The 15,096-nt window shown below is 72.5% G+C and carries 13 protein-coding genes; 3 read left to right on the top strand and 10 right to left on the bottom strand.

What is annotated here, in order from left to right; all coding sequences use genetic code 11:
* The 5 genes from LV75_RS03760 to LV75_RS03740 all read right to left on the bottom strand — a co-directional run bounded on the left by LV75_RS03760 (position 1) and on the right by LV75_RS03740 (position 4,447).
* Positions 1–882, bottom strand: coding sequence for a DUF58 domain-containing protein (locus LV75_RS03760; RefSeq protein WP_253885463.1), 882 nt, complete (start codon positions 880–882; stop codon positions 1–3).
* An 80-nt stretch (positions 883–962) separates the two neighbouring features.
* Complete coding sequence (locus LV75_RS03755; RefSeq protein WP_253885462.1) at positions 963–2,021, bottom strand: AAA family ATPase; 1,059 nt, start codon at positions 2,019–2,021, stop codon at positions 963–965.
* Positions 2,022–2,099: 78 nt separating this feature from the next.
* On the bottom strand, positions 2,100–2,645 hold the full coding sequence (mobA, locus tag LV75_RS03750; protein ID WP_253885200.1) for a molybdenum cofactor guanylyltransferase: 546 nt from the start codon (positions 2,643–2,645) through the stop codon (positions 2,100–2,102).
* Between the two features lie 9 nt (positions 2,646–2,654).
* Complete coding sequence (locus LV75_RS03745; protein ID WP_253885199.1) at positions 2,655–3,851, bottom strand: FAD-dependent oxidoreductase; 1,197 nt, start codon at positions 3,849–3,851, stop codon at positions 2,655–2,657.
* On the bottom strand, positions 3,830–4,447 hold the full coding sequence (locus LV75_RS03740; RefSeq protein ID WP_253885198.1) for a PadR family transcriptional regulator: 618 nt from the start codon (positions 4,445–4,447) through the stop codon (positions 3,830–3,832). The genes LV75_RS03745 and LV75_RS03740 overlap by 22 nt, the downstream gene beginning before the upstream one ends.
* A 602-nt stretch (positions 4,448–5,049) precedes the next feature.
* Between LV75_RS03740 and ligD the strand changes: the two genes are divergently transcribed.
* Entirely contained in the window at positions 5,050–6,027 is a 978-nt protein-coding gene (gene ligD / locus LV75_RS03735; protein WP_253885197.1) for a non-homologous end-joining DNA ligase, read from the top strand.
* Here the strand turns inward: ligD and LV75_RS03730 are convergent.
* From LV75_RS03730 to LV75_RS03720, 3 genes are all read right to left on the bottom strand, one after another.
* Positions 6,024–6,524 (bottom strand): GNAT family N-acetyltransferase, encoded by a 501-nt coding sequence (locus tag LV75_RS03730; protein WP_253885196.1) that lies wholly within the window; start codon positions 6,522–6,524, stop codon positions 6,024–6,026. The genes ligD and LV75_RS03730 overlap by 4 nt on opposite strands.
* Before the next feature lie 109 nt (positions 6,525–6,633).
* Positions 6,634–9,102 carry a PEP/pyruvate-binding domain-containing protein gene (locus LV75_RS03725; protein ID WP_253885195.1) on the bottom strand — a complete coding sequence of 823 codons (2,469 nt, stop codon included), beginning with the start codon at positions 9,100–9,102 and terminating at the stop codon, positions 6,634–6,636.
* 1,398 nt (positions 9,103–10,500) lie between these two features.
* On the bottom strand, positions 10,501–10,920 hold the full coding sequence (locus LV75_RS03720; protein WP_253885194.1) for a pyridoxamine 5'-phosphate oxidase family protein: 420 nt from the start codon (positions 10,918–10,920) through the stop codon (positions 10,501–10,503).
* 186 nt (positions 10,921–11,106) lie between these two features.
* On the opposite strand from LV75_RS03720, the gene LV75_RS03715 reads away from it, so the two are divergent.
* Positions 11,107–13,128 carry a S9 family peptidase gene (locus LV75_RS03715; protein ID WP_253885193.1) on the top strand — a complete coding sequence of 674 codons (2,022 nt, stop codon included), beginning with the start codon at positions 11,107–11,109 and terminating at the stop codon, positions 13,126–13,128.
* On the opposite strand, the gene LV75_RS03710 is transcribed toward LV75_RS03715, so the two are convergent.
* Positions 13,129–13,686 (bottom strand): GrpB family protein, encoded by a 558-nt coding sequence (locus LV75_RS03710; protein WP_253885192.1) that lies wholly within the window; start codon positions 13,684–13,686, stop codon positions 13,129–13,131.
* A 137-nt stretch (positions 13,687–13,823) separates the two neighbouring features.
* Here LV75_RS03710 and LV75_RS03705 point away from each other — a divergent pair, with 137 nt between their 5' ends.
* Positions 13,824–14,024, top strand: coding sequence for a hypothetical protein (locus tag LV75_RS03705; RefSeq protein ID WP_253885191.1), 201 nt, complete (start codon positions 13,824–13,826; stop codon positions 14,022–14,024).
* Between the two features lie 157 nt (positions 14,025–14,181).
* Here the strand turns inward: LV75_RS03705 and LV75_RS03700 are convergent, their stop codons facing one another.
* Complete coding sequence (locus tag LV75_RS03700; RefSeq protein WP_253885190.1) at positions 14,182–15,078, bottom strand: MerR family transcriptional regulator; 897 nt, start codon at positions 15,076–15,078, stop codon at positions 14,182–14,184.
* Positions 15,079–15,096: the final 18 nt, after the last annotated feature.

The following is a 15,096-nucleotide window of genomic DNA, read 5'->3' as shown; positions in this document are numbered from 1 at the left end:
TCACGCGGCCCCTCCCGACCAGCGCCGCTTGCGGGCGACGACGAAGCGCACGGTGTCGGCGATCCAATCGGAGTCGGTGCGCAGCACCAGGTGCCCGCTGCCCGCGCGCCGGATCCCGGCCGCGACGGCGGTGCGGTGCTCGGCGGCCGCGGCGGCGAACTCCTTGCGCAGCAACGGGGACGCGGTGACCTCGCGGCGGCGCCCGGTCTCCGGGTCGGCGAGCACGACGGTGCCCACGTCCGGCAGGTCGACGTCGCGCGGGTCGACGACCTCGACCGCGATCAGCTCGTGGCGCAACGACAGCGCGCGCAGCGGGCGCTGCCAGTCGGTCTGCCCCAGGAAGTCCGACACGACCACGGCGAGACCGCGCCGCCGCGGTGGGCGGCGCAACTGCTCGATGGCGTCGGCAAGGTCACCCCGGACGCCCTCGGTGGCGCGCGGGGTCTCGGCGACCTTGCGCACCAGGCCGCGGGCGTGCGCGAGGCCGCCGCGGGCGGGGACGCGGATCATGCGCTCACCGGTGGAGATCAGCGCGCCGACGCGGTTGCCGCCGCCGCGGGTGAGGTGCGTGATCGCGGCGACCGCGGCCACGGCCAGGTCGCGCTTCTCGCAGCCCGCGGTGCCGAAGTCGAGGCTGGCGGAGAGGTCGACCACCAGCCAGGTCTCGAGTTCGCGGTCGGCGACGGTCTCGCGGATGTGCGGGACGGTGGTGCGCGCGGTGACCGCCCAGTCCATCCGGCGCACGTCGTCGCCGGGCTGGTACGGGCGGGCCTCGCCGGGTTCGGAGCCGGGCCCGGGGACCAGGCCGAGGTGGTTGCCCTGCAGCAGGCCGTCGAGCCTGCGCCGGACGTCGATCTCCAGCAGCCGCAGGCCCGCCTCCATGCGGTCACCGCGCAGCACCGGGGGGACCCAGTTGGGCCGCTCGCCCTCGGCCGACCCCGCGCTACCTCGACTCTGCCTGCTCACGGCCTGCCGTTCACCCCGGCGGGGGCGGGGTGCCCCACGGCCTGCGGGCGGGCGGACACCTGCGGCAGCGGCACGGTCTGCAGCACGCGGGAGATCATGTGGTCGATCGGCACCCCGTCGGCGAGCGCGTCGTAGGACAGCACGAGCCGGTGGCGCAGCACGTCGGGCACCACGTCCACGACGTCCTGGGGCAGCACGTAGTCGCGGCCGCGGACCAGGGCGAGCGCGCGGGAGGCGGCGACGATGCCGAGGCTGGCGCGCGGCGAGGCGCCGTAGGCGATCCAGCCCGCGACGTCGGTGAGGCCGTGCTCGGCCGGGGTGCGGGTGGCCAGCACCAGGCGGACGGTGTAGTCGACCAGCGCATGGTGCACGAACACGTTGGCGGCCACCGACTGCAGGCGGCTGAGTTCCTCGGGGGTGAGCACCTGGCTGGGCTCCGGCGGCGTGACGCCCATCCGGTAGACGATCTCGCGCTCCTCCTCCACCGTCGGGTACTCGACGATGATCTTGAAGAGGAACCGGTCGCGCTGGGCCTCGGGCAGCGGGTAGACGCCCTCGTTCTCGATCGGGTTCTGGGTGGCCAGCACCAGGAACGGGGTGGGCATCGGGAAGGTCTTGCCGCCGATGGACACGTGCCGCTCGGCCATCACCTCGAGCATCGCCGACTGCACCTTGGCAGGCGCGCGGTTGATCTCGTCGGCGAGCACGAAGTTGGCCACCACCGGGCCGAGTTCGACGTCGAAGCGCTCACTGCCCTGCCGGTAGATGCGGGTGCCGAGGATGTCGGCTGGCACCAGGTCGGGGGTGAACTGGACCCGGGAGAAGGACCCGCCGACGACCCTGGCGAAGGTCTCCACCGCGAGGGTCTTGGCCACGCCGGGCACGCCCTCCAGCAGCAGGTGCCCCTTGGCCAGCAGGCCGACCAGCATCCGCTCGACCAGGCGGTCCTGCCCGACGATGACCCGCTTGACCTCGAACACGGTGCGTTCGAGCAGTTGCGCGTCGCGCGCGGGGGTCGTGGGCGCCTCGGCCTGCCCGGGGTCGGTCACCGGCATCCTCCTCGTGGATCTCACGACAGACCTCGCGGTCTACCGCGTACAGCCAACCGGACCGCCGGTGTGAGCCCTGTGAACTCACTCTGGGAACGGCGGCGTCTGACTGGGAACGTCCGCTGGGTGGTCCACATCGCGCGCGCTGCCGTCGTGGTCGGCGAGCCTGGTCGGCGAGAGTCCCGAGAGGACTCTACGCAGTGCGGCGTGTTCCGGCCGGGAGGGCAGCGCCGAGCGCAGGGGTGTCGTCGGCCACGCGCCGAGCAACCACTGGTCGCGCCCGTCGGCGTCGACGAGCACGGCGGGCGCCGCGGTGCGCAGCCGGTCGACAGTGGCGCGGGTGAGGGCGGGCAGGTCCGCGGCGAGCAGCACGGTCCGCTCGGTGCCGACGAGCTCCAGCCCGGCGGCCAGCGCGGCCACCGGGCCGGTGCCGGGCTCGGGTTCGCGCGTCCACAGCACGGGGACGGCGGTGGGGCGGGGTGGGCCGACGACGACGATCCCGTCGGCGTGCGAGACGGCGGCGAGGACGTGGTCGAGCAGCGTCGCGCCGCCGACCACGAGGGCGGTCTTGTCGATTCCGCCCATCCGGGTGGCCTTGCCCCCGGCCAGGACCACCGCCGTCCACGCCACGGTCGGAGCCTACGGCGCGACGGGCGCCTCCCAGTCGATGGTGTGCGCGTGCACGTCGCCGAAGATCCGCTTCGGGGTGAAGACGGTGCGGGTCAGCACCGGGGTGATGGCCCGCCCGATCGCGCGGGCGACCGGCCCTGCCGCCTTGCGGCTGTTGGTGCGCGCCGCGGCCGCGATGATCTTGTCGGTGCGCGGCCTGCGCAGCCGCTCGTAGGCGGCGAACGCGGTGGCCGGGTCGGGCAGGTCGCGCAGGCACTTGGCGAGCTGGACCGCGCTCTCGGCGGTGATCGACACGCCCTGGCCGGAGCTGGGGGACGGGGCGTGCGCGGAGTCGCCGACGAGCACCATCCGGCCGCGGTACCAGTGCCGGACCGCGGGCAGCACCTCGAGCGCGCCGATGACCTGCAGGTCCCGCGCCGAGTCCAGCACCAGCTCGGCGGGGTGGTCGCCCTCGTGGGCCGCGCGCAGCCGCCGCAGCCACTCGTCGGTGGGCACCTGCGCCGCCTCGGCCGCCGACATGGCGCCCTTGTGCGGCAGGTTCGAGAACCAGGCTGTGCCGTCGTCGGTCGCCCAGTAGCCGAAGAAGGCGCGCTTGCCCTGCGCGAAGTGCATGACGTCGGTCCCGCCGGTGCCCGGCACCGCGGGGCCCCAGCCACCGAGGCCGAGCAGACCGACCGGCGCGGGGCCGGGAGCGGTCGGGTCGATCAGACCGCGCACCGCGGAGCGGATCCCGTCGGCCCCGACGAGCAGGTCCGCGGTGGCCGTGCTGCCGTCGGCGAAGACCGCGGTGATCGAGTCCGGGTGCTCGCGGACGTCGACCAGGCGCTTGCCGTACTCGACCTCGGCGCCCAGCTCCACGGCGCGGTCCTGCAGCACCCGGTACAGGTCGGACCGCCACATCACGCGGCTGGCCGGTAGGTCGGGCAGGCCGTCGAAGGCGAACAGCTTGCGGCCGCGGAAGTCCTCCATGACCATCGTGCCGATCGGCTGGCCCAGCCCGGCCACCCCGTCGGCGCCGATCGCGTGGAACGCGTCCAGCCCGTTCGGCGCGACCATCAACATCCCGCCGACGCCGTCCGCGGCTTGCGCGTACGCCTCGTACACGGTCACCTCGACCCCCGCGCGCCGCAACGCCGCCGCGACAACCGGACCGGCGATGCCGCCCCCGATGACCAGTGCCGTGTCTACCGCTCGTCTGCGCTCCACGGTGTCCCCTCTCCCATCGCGTCCTGCCAGGCGCGGACGTACTCCGGCGCCCCGATGGCAGCGATGAGGGTGGTGACGAACCGGCGCTCGGCGTCGAGCAGCGCGAGCCGGTAGTCCTCCTCGATCAGGAAGACCCACAGCACGCCCTGCGCCTTGGCCCCGGCGATGTCGGCGGTGATCCCCGCCGCCTCGTGCTCGAGCGCGACCAACCGCTGCCCGAGCAGCTCCACGGCCTCCCCCGGCTCGAGCACGCCGAGCAGCGACAGCGCGACGCCGAACTTCGGGTACTCGTGCTCCGGAACGGCGACCAGCTCCCGCATCCAGTCGTAGAGCTCGGCCCGACCGGTGTCGGTGAGCGCGTAAACGGTGCGCTCCGGTCGCGCGGTGTCGCGCACGGTCTCCTGTTCGGCGATGAACCCGGCTTTGCGCAGCTGCTCCACGACCATGTAGAGCGAGCCGCGGTTGTACTTGATGTTGCGGTCCTTGCCGGTCTCCTTGAGCCTGCGCCCCATCTCGTAGGGGTGCATGGGTTCGAGCAGCAGACCGGACAGCACCGCCAACGCCAGCGGATTACCCACCGCGCGTCGCTTGGCCACCACTTCCTCATCTCTAGCCGACACCAACTATCCCGACTCGACTAGTCAGTGTCAACTATTCGTTCCGGACCATGTTCCGCTCAGCCTGACACGCCCCGGCTGTCGAGCTGCTCAGCCCCTTGGTCGGCGCGAACTCCCAGGCGTTCAAGCAACCCCGCGCTGCGATCCGAACGCGACCGAGCCCAGCGGGTCCACCCAAGCTCGACTGCGACGGCAGGCCCTGCCGCGATCACTTCGCACCCAGCGCATCACCGCCACCACCCGCAGCCTTCGCCATAGCCGACCACCCTCACCCCAGGAGGACCCCGCCCGCGCGAACGCCTCGCCCAATCCCCCGACTCCCCCACCGCACCCGCGCTCCGCGCACCCGCGTCGGGGGCGCAGCCCCCACCCTGTCCCGGGGGGCGGCCCCGGTGCCAGTCTACCGGTTCTGGCCTGCGGAGGAAGGGGGTGCGGTTGTCGGTGGACAACGTGGGGGGTTGTGGATAACTCGATGCCCAGGTCGGGGGAATCCAGGGCGAGAAGTTCAGCCGACCGGGGCAGGGGCGCGCGCAAGGCCGAAGTACCTGGCAGGTGTCGCCGACGCTGGTTACGTTGTGGGCATGGCGGATTCCCCGGCGGTCGAGGTCGAGGCGGGTGGGCACGTGGTTCGGGTGTCCAATCCGGACCGGGTGTACTTCCCCGCGAGTGGGGTGACCAAGCTCGACCTGGTCAACTACTACCTCTCGGTCGGCGACGGCATCGTCCGGGCGCTCAGGGAGCGGCCGTGCATGCTGCACCGGTTCCCGAAGGGGGTCACCGGGGACAAGGTGCACCAGAAGCGGGTGCCGCACGGGGCGCCGCCGTGGTTGGAGACGGTGCGGGTGCACTTCCCGCGGTACAACCGGCACGCCGACGAGCTGTGCGTCACGAAGGTGGCGGACGTGGTGTGGGCGGTGCAGATGTCCACCGTGGAGTTCCACCCGTGGAACTCCCGGCGCGCCGACACCGAGCGGCCCGACGAGTGGCGGATCGACCTGGACCCGATGCCCGACTGCGGTTTCGACCGGGTCCGGCGGGTCGCGCACGTGGCCCACCAGGTGCTCGACGAGCTCGGCGCGGTCGGGTGGCCGAAGACCTCGGGCGGTCGGGGGTTGCACGTCTACGTGCGGATCGCTCCGGAGTGGACGTTCGGCGAGGTGCGCCGGGCCGCGCTGGCGTTCGCGCGGGAGGTGGAGCGGCGGGCACCGGACGAGGTGACGACGACGTGGTGGCGCAAGGACCGCGATCCGGCTGCGTTGTTCGTCGACTACAACCAGAACGCCCGCGACCACACGATCGCCTCCGCCTACTCGGTGCGCGGCGTCCCCGAGGCCACGGTGTCCACCCCGCTGCGCTGGGACGAGCTCGACAGCGTGGACCCGCGCGACTGCACCGTCGCCACCGTCCCCGCCCGGTTCGCCGAGCTGGGTGACCCGCACGCGGGCATCGACGACGCGGTCTTCCGGCTGGACACCCTGCTGGAGTGGGCCGACCGCGATGAGCGCGAAGGCGCCACCGACCCCGGCGAGGACGAGGGCGACTCGCAGGACAGCGCCTAGACCCCGAACGCGGCCGGGTACGCGATGACGCCGGTGGGCGTGGGACGCGCGGGGTCGAGGGACAGTGCCATGAGGGCCTCGTCGGGCACGTCGAACGGGGCCCGCACGCCGAACCCGGAGGCCGGGGTGAACCCGAACCGCGGGTAGTACTCGGCGTGCCCCAGGACCACGACGAGGTTCTCACCGAGGTCCCGGGCGGCGGCGAGCGCGAAGCGGATCATCGCGTCCCCTACCCCCTGCCGCTGCCGGTCGGGCCGAACCGAGCACGGTGCCAACGCGAGCGCCGGGTGACCGCCGACCTGGCAGCGGGTCAGCAGGGCGTGCCCGACGACCGCATCGCCTTCGGTCGCGACGATCGAGAGACCACCGATCCAGGCGTTCGGGTCGGCCCGCAGCGCGTCGACGAGATCGGCCTCGTCCGCCGTGGGAAAGGCAGCGGCGGTGACCGCGTGGATGGCCGCGCGATCGTCCGGCGTCTCCGGTCGGGTGATCCACACGGGAGTGCTCCTCGGGTCGAGCGCGGCTCTGACGGCACGACCCTAGGGCATTGCCGCAGTGATCCGGCATGGCAGAGCTTGGGACTCCGGAACGCCTACGATCTCGGCGTCAGTTGTTGTCCTCGGGTGCGTCGTGGCCGTCGCCGGGTTGCTCAGTTAGCTCTACCGTTCCCCGCGCTCCATCGACTCGCACGAGATCCCCGGTGCGCAGTCGAGAGGTAGCGTCGCCGCAGCCGACAACGGCCGGGATCCCCAACTCGCGAGCCACGACTGCCGCGTGCGATAGAGGCGCGCCGACGTCGGTGACGATCGCGGCGGCCCGAGGGAACATTGGCGTCCAGCCGACGTTGGTCGAAGGCGCGACCAGGACTTCCCCTTCCTGTAGGGCCTCGGCCGCTTCCAGCGTGGACACGACCCGCGCGATCCCGCTGATGACACCGGGCATGCCGGGGAACCCGGTGATCACCCCTTCTCCCACCGTCTCCCTCGCTGTCGCGGCCCAGGCAACCGGGTCGAACCGGCCACTGATCAGCGTTGGGTACGGCGGAAGCGACCTATAGAGCCTGTAGGCGGCCTTGCGTGCGGGGATGGCCTTGAGTGGGGCATCGTCACCGGTGAGAACGATGAGGATGTCTTCTATAGGCAGCATGAACAGGTCGTCGCCGTGGCCGGTTAGCTCACCCGCGCGAACGATGAACGCGCGGAACACCGAGAACGTCCGCACCATCTCCGACCGTGCCCGCTCACGACCGCGCCCCACCTCGGCGGCGCGGTCCAAAGCCCGACGAACACCGGGCGCGCGGCGCGGGTGGGCAGCGGCGAACCGCTCCCAGGCCCGCTCGCGTGCCTCGTCCTGCCGGTCCAGCAGCGCGAGCGGGTCGCCGGGGGCGGCCAAGGCGCGGTCGATCCACGCCGGGTCCTCCAGCGGCCGCGGCACCGACACCTCGTACTCGTCGGCACACCGGTGGCCCCATTGGCGCGCGTAGGTCTCCCGGTCGATCTCCCCCGCGCGTAACCGGGCCAAGCCCAGCAGCGGCCCGAGGCTGGCCAGGCCGTCCTCGGCGTTGTGGAGTCCGGTCGTCAGCAGGTCGGCGTCCTCAGGCGCGATCCGCCGCAGTCGAGCGGCGATCCGCTCCCCCGCCCGCGCGGTGCGCCCACCGGCGTCGAGGGTGGCGCAGTCGACCCGCAACAGGGTGTCCACATCGGACCGCCAGAGCGCCAGCAACTCCCCCGCGCTGCCCGTGCGGGCGATCCGCTCGCGCAGCGCCGCGCACCGGCCGGGGGTGCGGGCGAGCAGTTCGGGGAGCCGCCGCCGGAAGTCCCGCCCCTGCCGGGCGAACGGGATAGCGGCCCTGGCGGCGGCCCGCAGCACCTCCCACCGCCCCATCGGCAGTGGCGGGACCTCGACGTCACCCGGGATCCGGCCGAACAACCGCCCGACCGCGCGCCGCGCCGGTCGCCCCAGACCCAGCGCGGAGCCGACGGCCAACGGGACGCTCAGGTTCAGGTAGCCGCGGCCGCCGATGTTGCCCTTGCTCGGGTGCGGGCCCAGCGCGGGCGCGGGCATGCTCCGCACCAGCGACCAGGTGGCCGGGGTCATCACGCTCGGGATGGCCTCGCCCAGGTTCGCCGAGCTCCACAGGTAGTCGCCGCTCAGGGTGTCGTTCCAGACCTCGGCGGCCTGGGTGGTGATCGGCCGGGCCTGCAGCAGGGCGAACCCACCCGCGTGACGAGCCCACTCGATGTCGACGTCCACCCCGTACAACTCCCGCACGCGCGCACCGAGGTCGACGAGGTCGAGGACCTGCCCGGTGTCCAAGGCGGCCGCGCGCCGCAGCGGTTCCGGCACCGGGACGTCCTCAGCACCCGCCGCGGTCGGCACGGTCATGACCACCTTGTCCGCGATCTCCCTACGGACCTCGCCACCACCCGCGACCACATAGACATCCGGCGTGACCCGACCGCCAACAACAGCCTCCCCCAGCCCCCAGGCGGCGTTGACCACAGACTCCCCCGGGTCACCGGACAGCGGGTTGGCAGTGAACAACACCCCGGCCGCAGTGGCGCGAACCATGCGCTGGACAACAACCGCAAGCGCGAGCCCATCCTCGGAGACCCCGTGCCGAGCCCTATAGGCAACAGCCCGGTCGGTCCACAACGACGCCCAACACCGCCGCACCGCGTCGAGAACAGCAGCCGTGCCGACCACCCCGAGGAAGCTGTCGTGCTGCCCGGCGAAGGACAGATCTGCCAGATCCTCCGCAGTGGCCGACGACCGCACTGCGACCGCGCCACCACCGAGCGCTGCGTATGCCTGCTCAACAGCGGTGGCGACCGAAGGCGGCATAGCGGAACGGATGAACGCGGCAGGGTCGCCTAGGCGGGTGTCGGGAAACAGGAAGGCCCGGTAGGCAGCGGTGGTGATGTGGAAGCCGGGAGGCACAGGGAGCCCAGCCCTGGCCAGTCGAGCGAGCGCTGCGCCTTTGCCACCAACAGCGAGCAGATCGGCAGCGGGGTCGTCCAGTGCGAGCACCATGACCTCGGTGGTCGACCGCGTGTCCTGGATCGGGTCGGTCATGGCGACATCGTGGCAGTGCCGAGCCGACAGGTGAACCTTTGGCGGTGAACGGGTCGCTGACTGGTGTGCTCGTGGCTGGCGTGGTGGGCTATCCACAACGGGGCTGGCTGTTCACAGGCCACGATTGCTTGTGTCGTTGTGGTGGGGTGCGTCGGTAGGCTTTATATCGGGGGCTCTTGCGATAGTTGATCATCGGGATGCTTCGTTGTGGTTGGTTATCCACAATGGGTTCGGGTGTCCACAGGCCTCGGTCGGCGCTGCCGTTCTGTCGGTGCTGCTCGGTAGGCTGTGTATCGGGGGCTCTTGTGGTAGATGATCTTGTGGGGCTGGTTGTTGTTTGTCCACAACGGTTCTGGTTGTCCACAGGGCGTTGGTTGCTGGGCCTGATTTGTCGGTGCTGCGCGGTAGGCTGTGTATTTGGGGGCTTTCGGTCAGGTTGATCTTGGCGTAGGCCGGGGTTGGGTGTGCGGGGCAAGGGATTTGGGCCTCCGCCTTCGGCTCCGGTGGACGGCCTCGTCGCCTAGCGGCGACCTCGGCGTGCCGGATCGGACGCCTCGTTGCCTAGCGGCAACATCGGGCCCGATCCGCGACAATGCGACAAGCTCGATGGGGCGAACTTGTTTTGCGCGGGGCCCCTACAACACCCGCGGCAGGACCGCAAAGCAGGGGCCGAAAAGCATGGCCCTGCCGCGAGGCGACGCTACGGGTGTTGTCCCCCCACGCAAAACAAGTCCGCCCCATCGAGCATTTGGCACCAGCGAGTCCGACTGTCCAGGTGCTGGGTAGGTGGGGCAGCCGAGAGCGGGCTGGGTTGGCACCGCCGGGTCCGAGTGTCCAAGTGCTGAACAGGTGGGCTGAGGCGGACCTGACGGGGGGCAGGGTGGCACCGACGGATCCGAGTATCCAGGCGCTGAGCAGGTGGGTTGGGGCGGACCTGACGGCAGCTGGGGTGGCGCCGCCGGGTCAGAGTGTCCAGGGGCTGGGGTGGTGGGTTGGGGCCGGTCCTGACGGGGGCTGGGCCAATGCAGGCTTCCTGCAGTCGGGTGGCCGAATCAGGGTGCGGCCGGACCTCACGGAGGTTGGGCAGGCAGCAGCGAGTTCCTACAGCCGAATGGGTCGATCGGGTGGGCTTAGGCCAGTCTGCGGAGCTGGGCACGAGTGACCAGCGGCTGGGTAGGCCAGGTCCGCACGAGGAGCCAGCACCTCGGCTCGAAGTGTTCAGCGACCCGCAGCGACTTCCGAGTGTCCAGTGGAGGGGCGGGCAGACAACCTCTGGCTCTCAGGCGGTCGGAGTTGAGGTCCGGGGGGCCAGGATGGTCCAGGGACGTGGGCGGGGCGAGGTGGTCTGGGAGTGGAGCCGCGCGCGGCTGTGCGGGGACAGCCGCGCGCGAGGGGGAATCAGGCCGGGCCGAGGTCGGCGGAGGTCCAGTGTTCGGCTTTGAGGCGGAACACGGTTTGCTCGCCCTCCTTCTTCAGGTAGGCGATGTATGCCTCCAGCCGCTCCGGGGCGACGTAGCGGGAGGCCATTTCGCGCAGGTAGTCCTCGTTGCCCACCTCCGCCGTGACCGGGCCTTCGACCGAGACGTAGCGGATTGTGGGCTGTAGGCGCTCGACCAGCAGGGAGAACCGGCCCGCGGCGCGGATCAGGCGGGCCTTGCGCGAGGTGGCCTTGGTAGTGATCCACAGCGTGCCGCCGGGGACGTACTTGTACCAGATCGGGACCTGCAGCGGTGCCCGTCCGTCCTCGCCGGTGACGGCGAGGGAGCCGATGTGCGGTTCGAGGAGGAACTGCTCACGTTCTTCCAGAGTCAGTGGCATACCGCGAACACTACGGCAAATCACCGACAACCCCGGCACCGCAACACTTTCCGACCACGGCTGGACCGGCGTCCGCGCTGATCACCGCGCACAGGGGCACCCCTGAACCCCTCATTCGGGACGTCCCACCCGGTGAGCGGGGGACCTGGCGGGCGCGCGGGGGCGCCGGGTTCGGTATAAGAAGACGTGATCTTCGACGACGCCGGGACCCGGCTGCCCGCGGGGCCGCTGGCCGATCTGGACGCCTTCGTGCGGATGCCGCAACTGGCCGGGCTGTGGCTTTCCCACGACGGCCGCCGAGTGGTGGTCGGGGTGTCGCTGCCCGACGAGACCGGCACCCGGCACATCCGGTCGCTGTGGGAGGTCGATCCGCGCGGCGATCGGGCCGCGCGCAGGCTCACCAGGAGCACCGAGGGCGAGACCGGGGCCGGGTTCACGCCCTCGGGCGACCTGCTGTTCACCTCGGCCCGGCCCGAGCCGGGCGGTGCGGACGGTCCCGCGTTGTGGGCGCTGCCCGCGGCCGGGGGCGACCCCGAGCCGGTGGTGCGCCCCGGTGGCGGCGTGCGGGGGGTGTTGACCGCCGCCGACGGCACGACCGTGTTCGGGTCGGCGCTGCTGCCCTCCGCGCTGGACCTGGAGACCGACCGGGCCCTGCGCGGCAGGCGTGCCGACGCGTGCGTGTCCGCGGTGCTGCACGACGAGTTCCCGATCCGGCACTGGGACCGCGACCTGGGCCCGGAGCGCACCCGGCTGCTGGCGGCCGGGCCGGACGGGGTGCGCGACCTGACCGGGCACGTCGGTCGCGCGCTGGGCGAGGACTGCTCCTGGGACCTGAGCCCGGACGGCCGGACCGTGGTCACCATGTGGGCGGTCGGTGAGCCGGGCGGCTCGCAGCGGCACACCCTGGTCGCCATCGATGTGGCCACCGGCGAGCGGCGGGTGCTGGCCGACGACCCGGACCACGAGTACGACACGCCGCGGATCTCCCCGGACGGCACCCGGGTCGCGGTCGTGGTGCAGCGGCGCAAGAACCCCGACGACCCCGGCGATCGCTGGCTGGGCGTGGTGCCCGTCGCGGGTGGGCCGGTCGAGGCGCTGACCGCGGCGTGGGACCGCTGGCCGCACACCGCGCGGTGGACCCCGGACGGCACGGCGATCGTGGTCGCCGCCGACCACCTGGGCCGCTCCCCGCTCTGGCTCGTCGACGTGGCCACCGGCGAGCCCACCCGGTTGACCGGCGACGACGCCGCCTACACCGACGCCGCCGTCTCCCCCGACGGCCGGTGGGTCTACGCGCTGCGGTCCACCATCGACAGCCCGCCGATCCCGGTCCGGATCGGCCTGCCCGACGGCGAGGTCACCGCGCTGCCCGACCCGGCCGCGGCGCTGGGGATCACCACGGCGGTGCGCGGGCGGCTGGCCGAGGTCACCGCGACCGCCGAGGACGGCACCGCGCTGCGGGGGTGGCTCGTGCTGCCCGAGACCGCCGACGAGCAGTCGCCCGCCCCGCTGCTGCTGTGGGTCCACGGTGGACCGGTGCTCTCGCGCAACAACTGGTCGTGGCGCTGGAACCCGTGGATCGCCGCCGCCCGCGGGTACGCGGTCCTGATGCCCGACCCGGCGCTGTCGACCGGCTACGGCATCGAGTTCATCCGGCGCGGCTGGGGCGCGTGGGGCCAGGCCCCCTACACCGACCTGATGGCGATCACCGACGCCGCGCTGCGCAGACCGGACCTGGACCCGAGCCGGACCGCGGCGATGGGCGGCTCGTTCGGCGGCTACATGGCCAACTGGATCGCCGGGCACACCGACCGGTTCGCCGCGATCGTCACGCACGCCTCGGTGTGGGACCTCAACCAGTCCACCGACACCGCCGACATCGCGCACGACTTCCGCCGGGAGATGACCCCCGAGGTCGCCGAGGCCAACTCCCCGCACCACTTCGCCGACGCGATCCGCACGCCGATGCTGGTGATCCACGGCGCGCGCGACTTCCGGGTGCCGATCAACGAGGCGCTGCGGCTGTGGTGGGCGCTGTCGGCGCGCTGCGCGGACGGGACCGGGCCGCACCGGTTCCTGTACTTCCCGGACGAGAACCACTTCGTGCTGGCGCCCAACAACGTGCGGCTGTGGTACGCCACGGTGCTGGCCTTCCTCGCCGAGCACGTGCTCGGCGAGGAGTGGCACCGGCCAGCCCTGCTCGGGTAGTCAGCCGCCCGCGCGGGCCATGATCTCGGCGACGACCGCGGTCTTGGCCGCGGCGTAGTCCTGCACGTGCCGCCAGGTGCGGGTGGACAGTTCGCGCTTGGTCGCGGCGTAGTGGTCGCGGTCGGCGTCGTTGGCGCGCAGCCAGTCGCGGAAGCGGACCACGCGGTCGGCTTCCGCGCAGCCGTCGGTGAAGATGTGCAGGTTGATGTTGGTGTCCGGGCCCTTGCACAGCCGGTGCTCGAACCAGTCCGGTTCGCGCACGCGCAGGACGTACCCCGCGGCCTCCAGCGCGGGCAGGTAGGCGGGTTCGTCGGCGGAGTCGGGCACCTGCAGCAGCACGTCGATGATCGGTTTGGCCGGGAGCCCCGGCACGGAGGTCGACCCGACGTGCTCGACGCGGCGGGCCACCGGGCCGAGGGCGGCGCGGATGCGGCGCTCCTCCAGCGCGTGCAGCGCGGGCCAGCCGGGGTCGTAGTCGGCGAGGGTGATCGGGGCGTTGTGCGGGCGCAGTTCGCCGACGATCACGCGGCGCAGTTCGTCATCGGTGATGGGGGGCATGGTCGCTCCTTCAGCGGGTCGCTGCTCGAAGGCAGCCGACCAACCTACACGGTGACCCCCGAAAGACCGTCATGGCTTCGCGCGCCGGACGCGGTCTACTGGTGGGACCGGGACCCCCAGCCGCACGAGGAGCCGCCATGCGGCCACGCACCAGGGCCATCGGCGCCGTCGCCATCCTGCTCGCGACCCTGCCGATGTCGACGGCCACCCACGCCGCGAACCGCCCAGCCACCGCCACCCCGCAGGGCAGCACCCGCCCCGCGCCCCCGCCAGTGCCCCACCCCGTCCAGGTCCTCGCGCGCGACTGCCCGCTGCGCGACAGAGCGCCGCTGGGCTGACGCCCACCCGGTCCCGGGGTCAGCGCGGCCCGCGGACCGGTCTCCCAGCCCACGGGCCGCGCTGTTGTCATACCGCCGTCATACCGCGCTGGTCTCCAGCCGCGCCGCTGCTGCAGGCGCTTCTCGGCCTTCCCCGGAGTTCCCCCGGCGCTGTCCGCTAGCCCCGGAGCGCGGCGGCGAACCACTCGAAGGCGGGCACCCTCGGCTCGAACGGCTCCGATCCGTTGAGCACGCCCAGCAGTTGCCAGTACCGCTCGACCCGGCGGTCGCTGAAGACCTCGATCGTCTCCGCCAGCCGCACCCGGTCCTCAGTGGACAGATCAGGGGCGATCCGCCCCAGTACCTCCTGGCCCCGCGCCGACGCCGGGTCGATCCCGGCGGCCTCGGCGGGACCGGCGTGCTCGACCACCAGCGCCGGGTCGTGCGCGACGGCCGGTGCCCCGGTGGCGCCGGTGACCGCCATCTCGCGGACCCGCCGCTGGAAGTCCTCGTCGGCGACCAGCCCGGCCAGTTCGACCCAGGCGTCGACCTGCTGGTCGGTGGGATCGTCCGGCAGCTCGGCTGGCAACTGCCGCATCGCGGTCGCGATGCCCGCCCCCGGCGCGTTCCCCTCGACACCGGCGAAGGTGCGGTCCACGAACTCGTCGATCACGCGCTGCCGCTCGGCGGCGGACAGCCTGGCCATCTCGTGCATCAGTCTCATCTCCTCGGTGGTGCTCGCCCGGCGGGCGACCGAGCGCAGGACCGCCCGCCGCACCCGCAACGCCCGGATCTCGGCGTCGATGGCGCGCGCGTGCGCCGCCGCCACGTCGGCGACGGTGACCTGGCGGCGCAGCACCGCGCGCACCGTGTCCAGGTCCAGTCCCAGCTCCCGCAGCGTCCGCACCAGGTCCAGCCGCGCCACCGCCGCCACGTCGTAGAGCCGGTAGCCCCCGCCGGAGCGCGTGGTCGGCGGGATCACCCCGCTGTCGGACCAGAAGCGGATCGTGCGCACCGACAACCCGGTGCGCGCGGCCAGCTGCCCGATGGTGAACAGCTCGCTCGGATCACCCATGGCAGAAGCGTCCACCCT

The organism is Actinokineospora diospyrosa, from assembly GCF_024171925.1.
In the GTDB taxonomy this organism is placed as follows: domain Bacteria; phylum Actinomycetota; class Actinomycetes; order Mycobacteriales; family Pseudonocardiaceae; genus Actinokineospora; species Actinokineospora diospyrosa.
The sequence above is the reverse complement of the archived record's forward strand: the minus strand, read 5'-3'. Positions and strand labels throughout refer to the sequence as shown.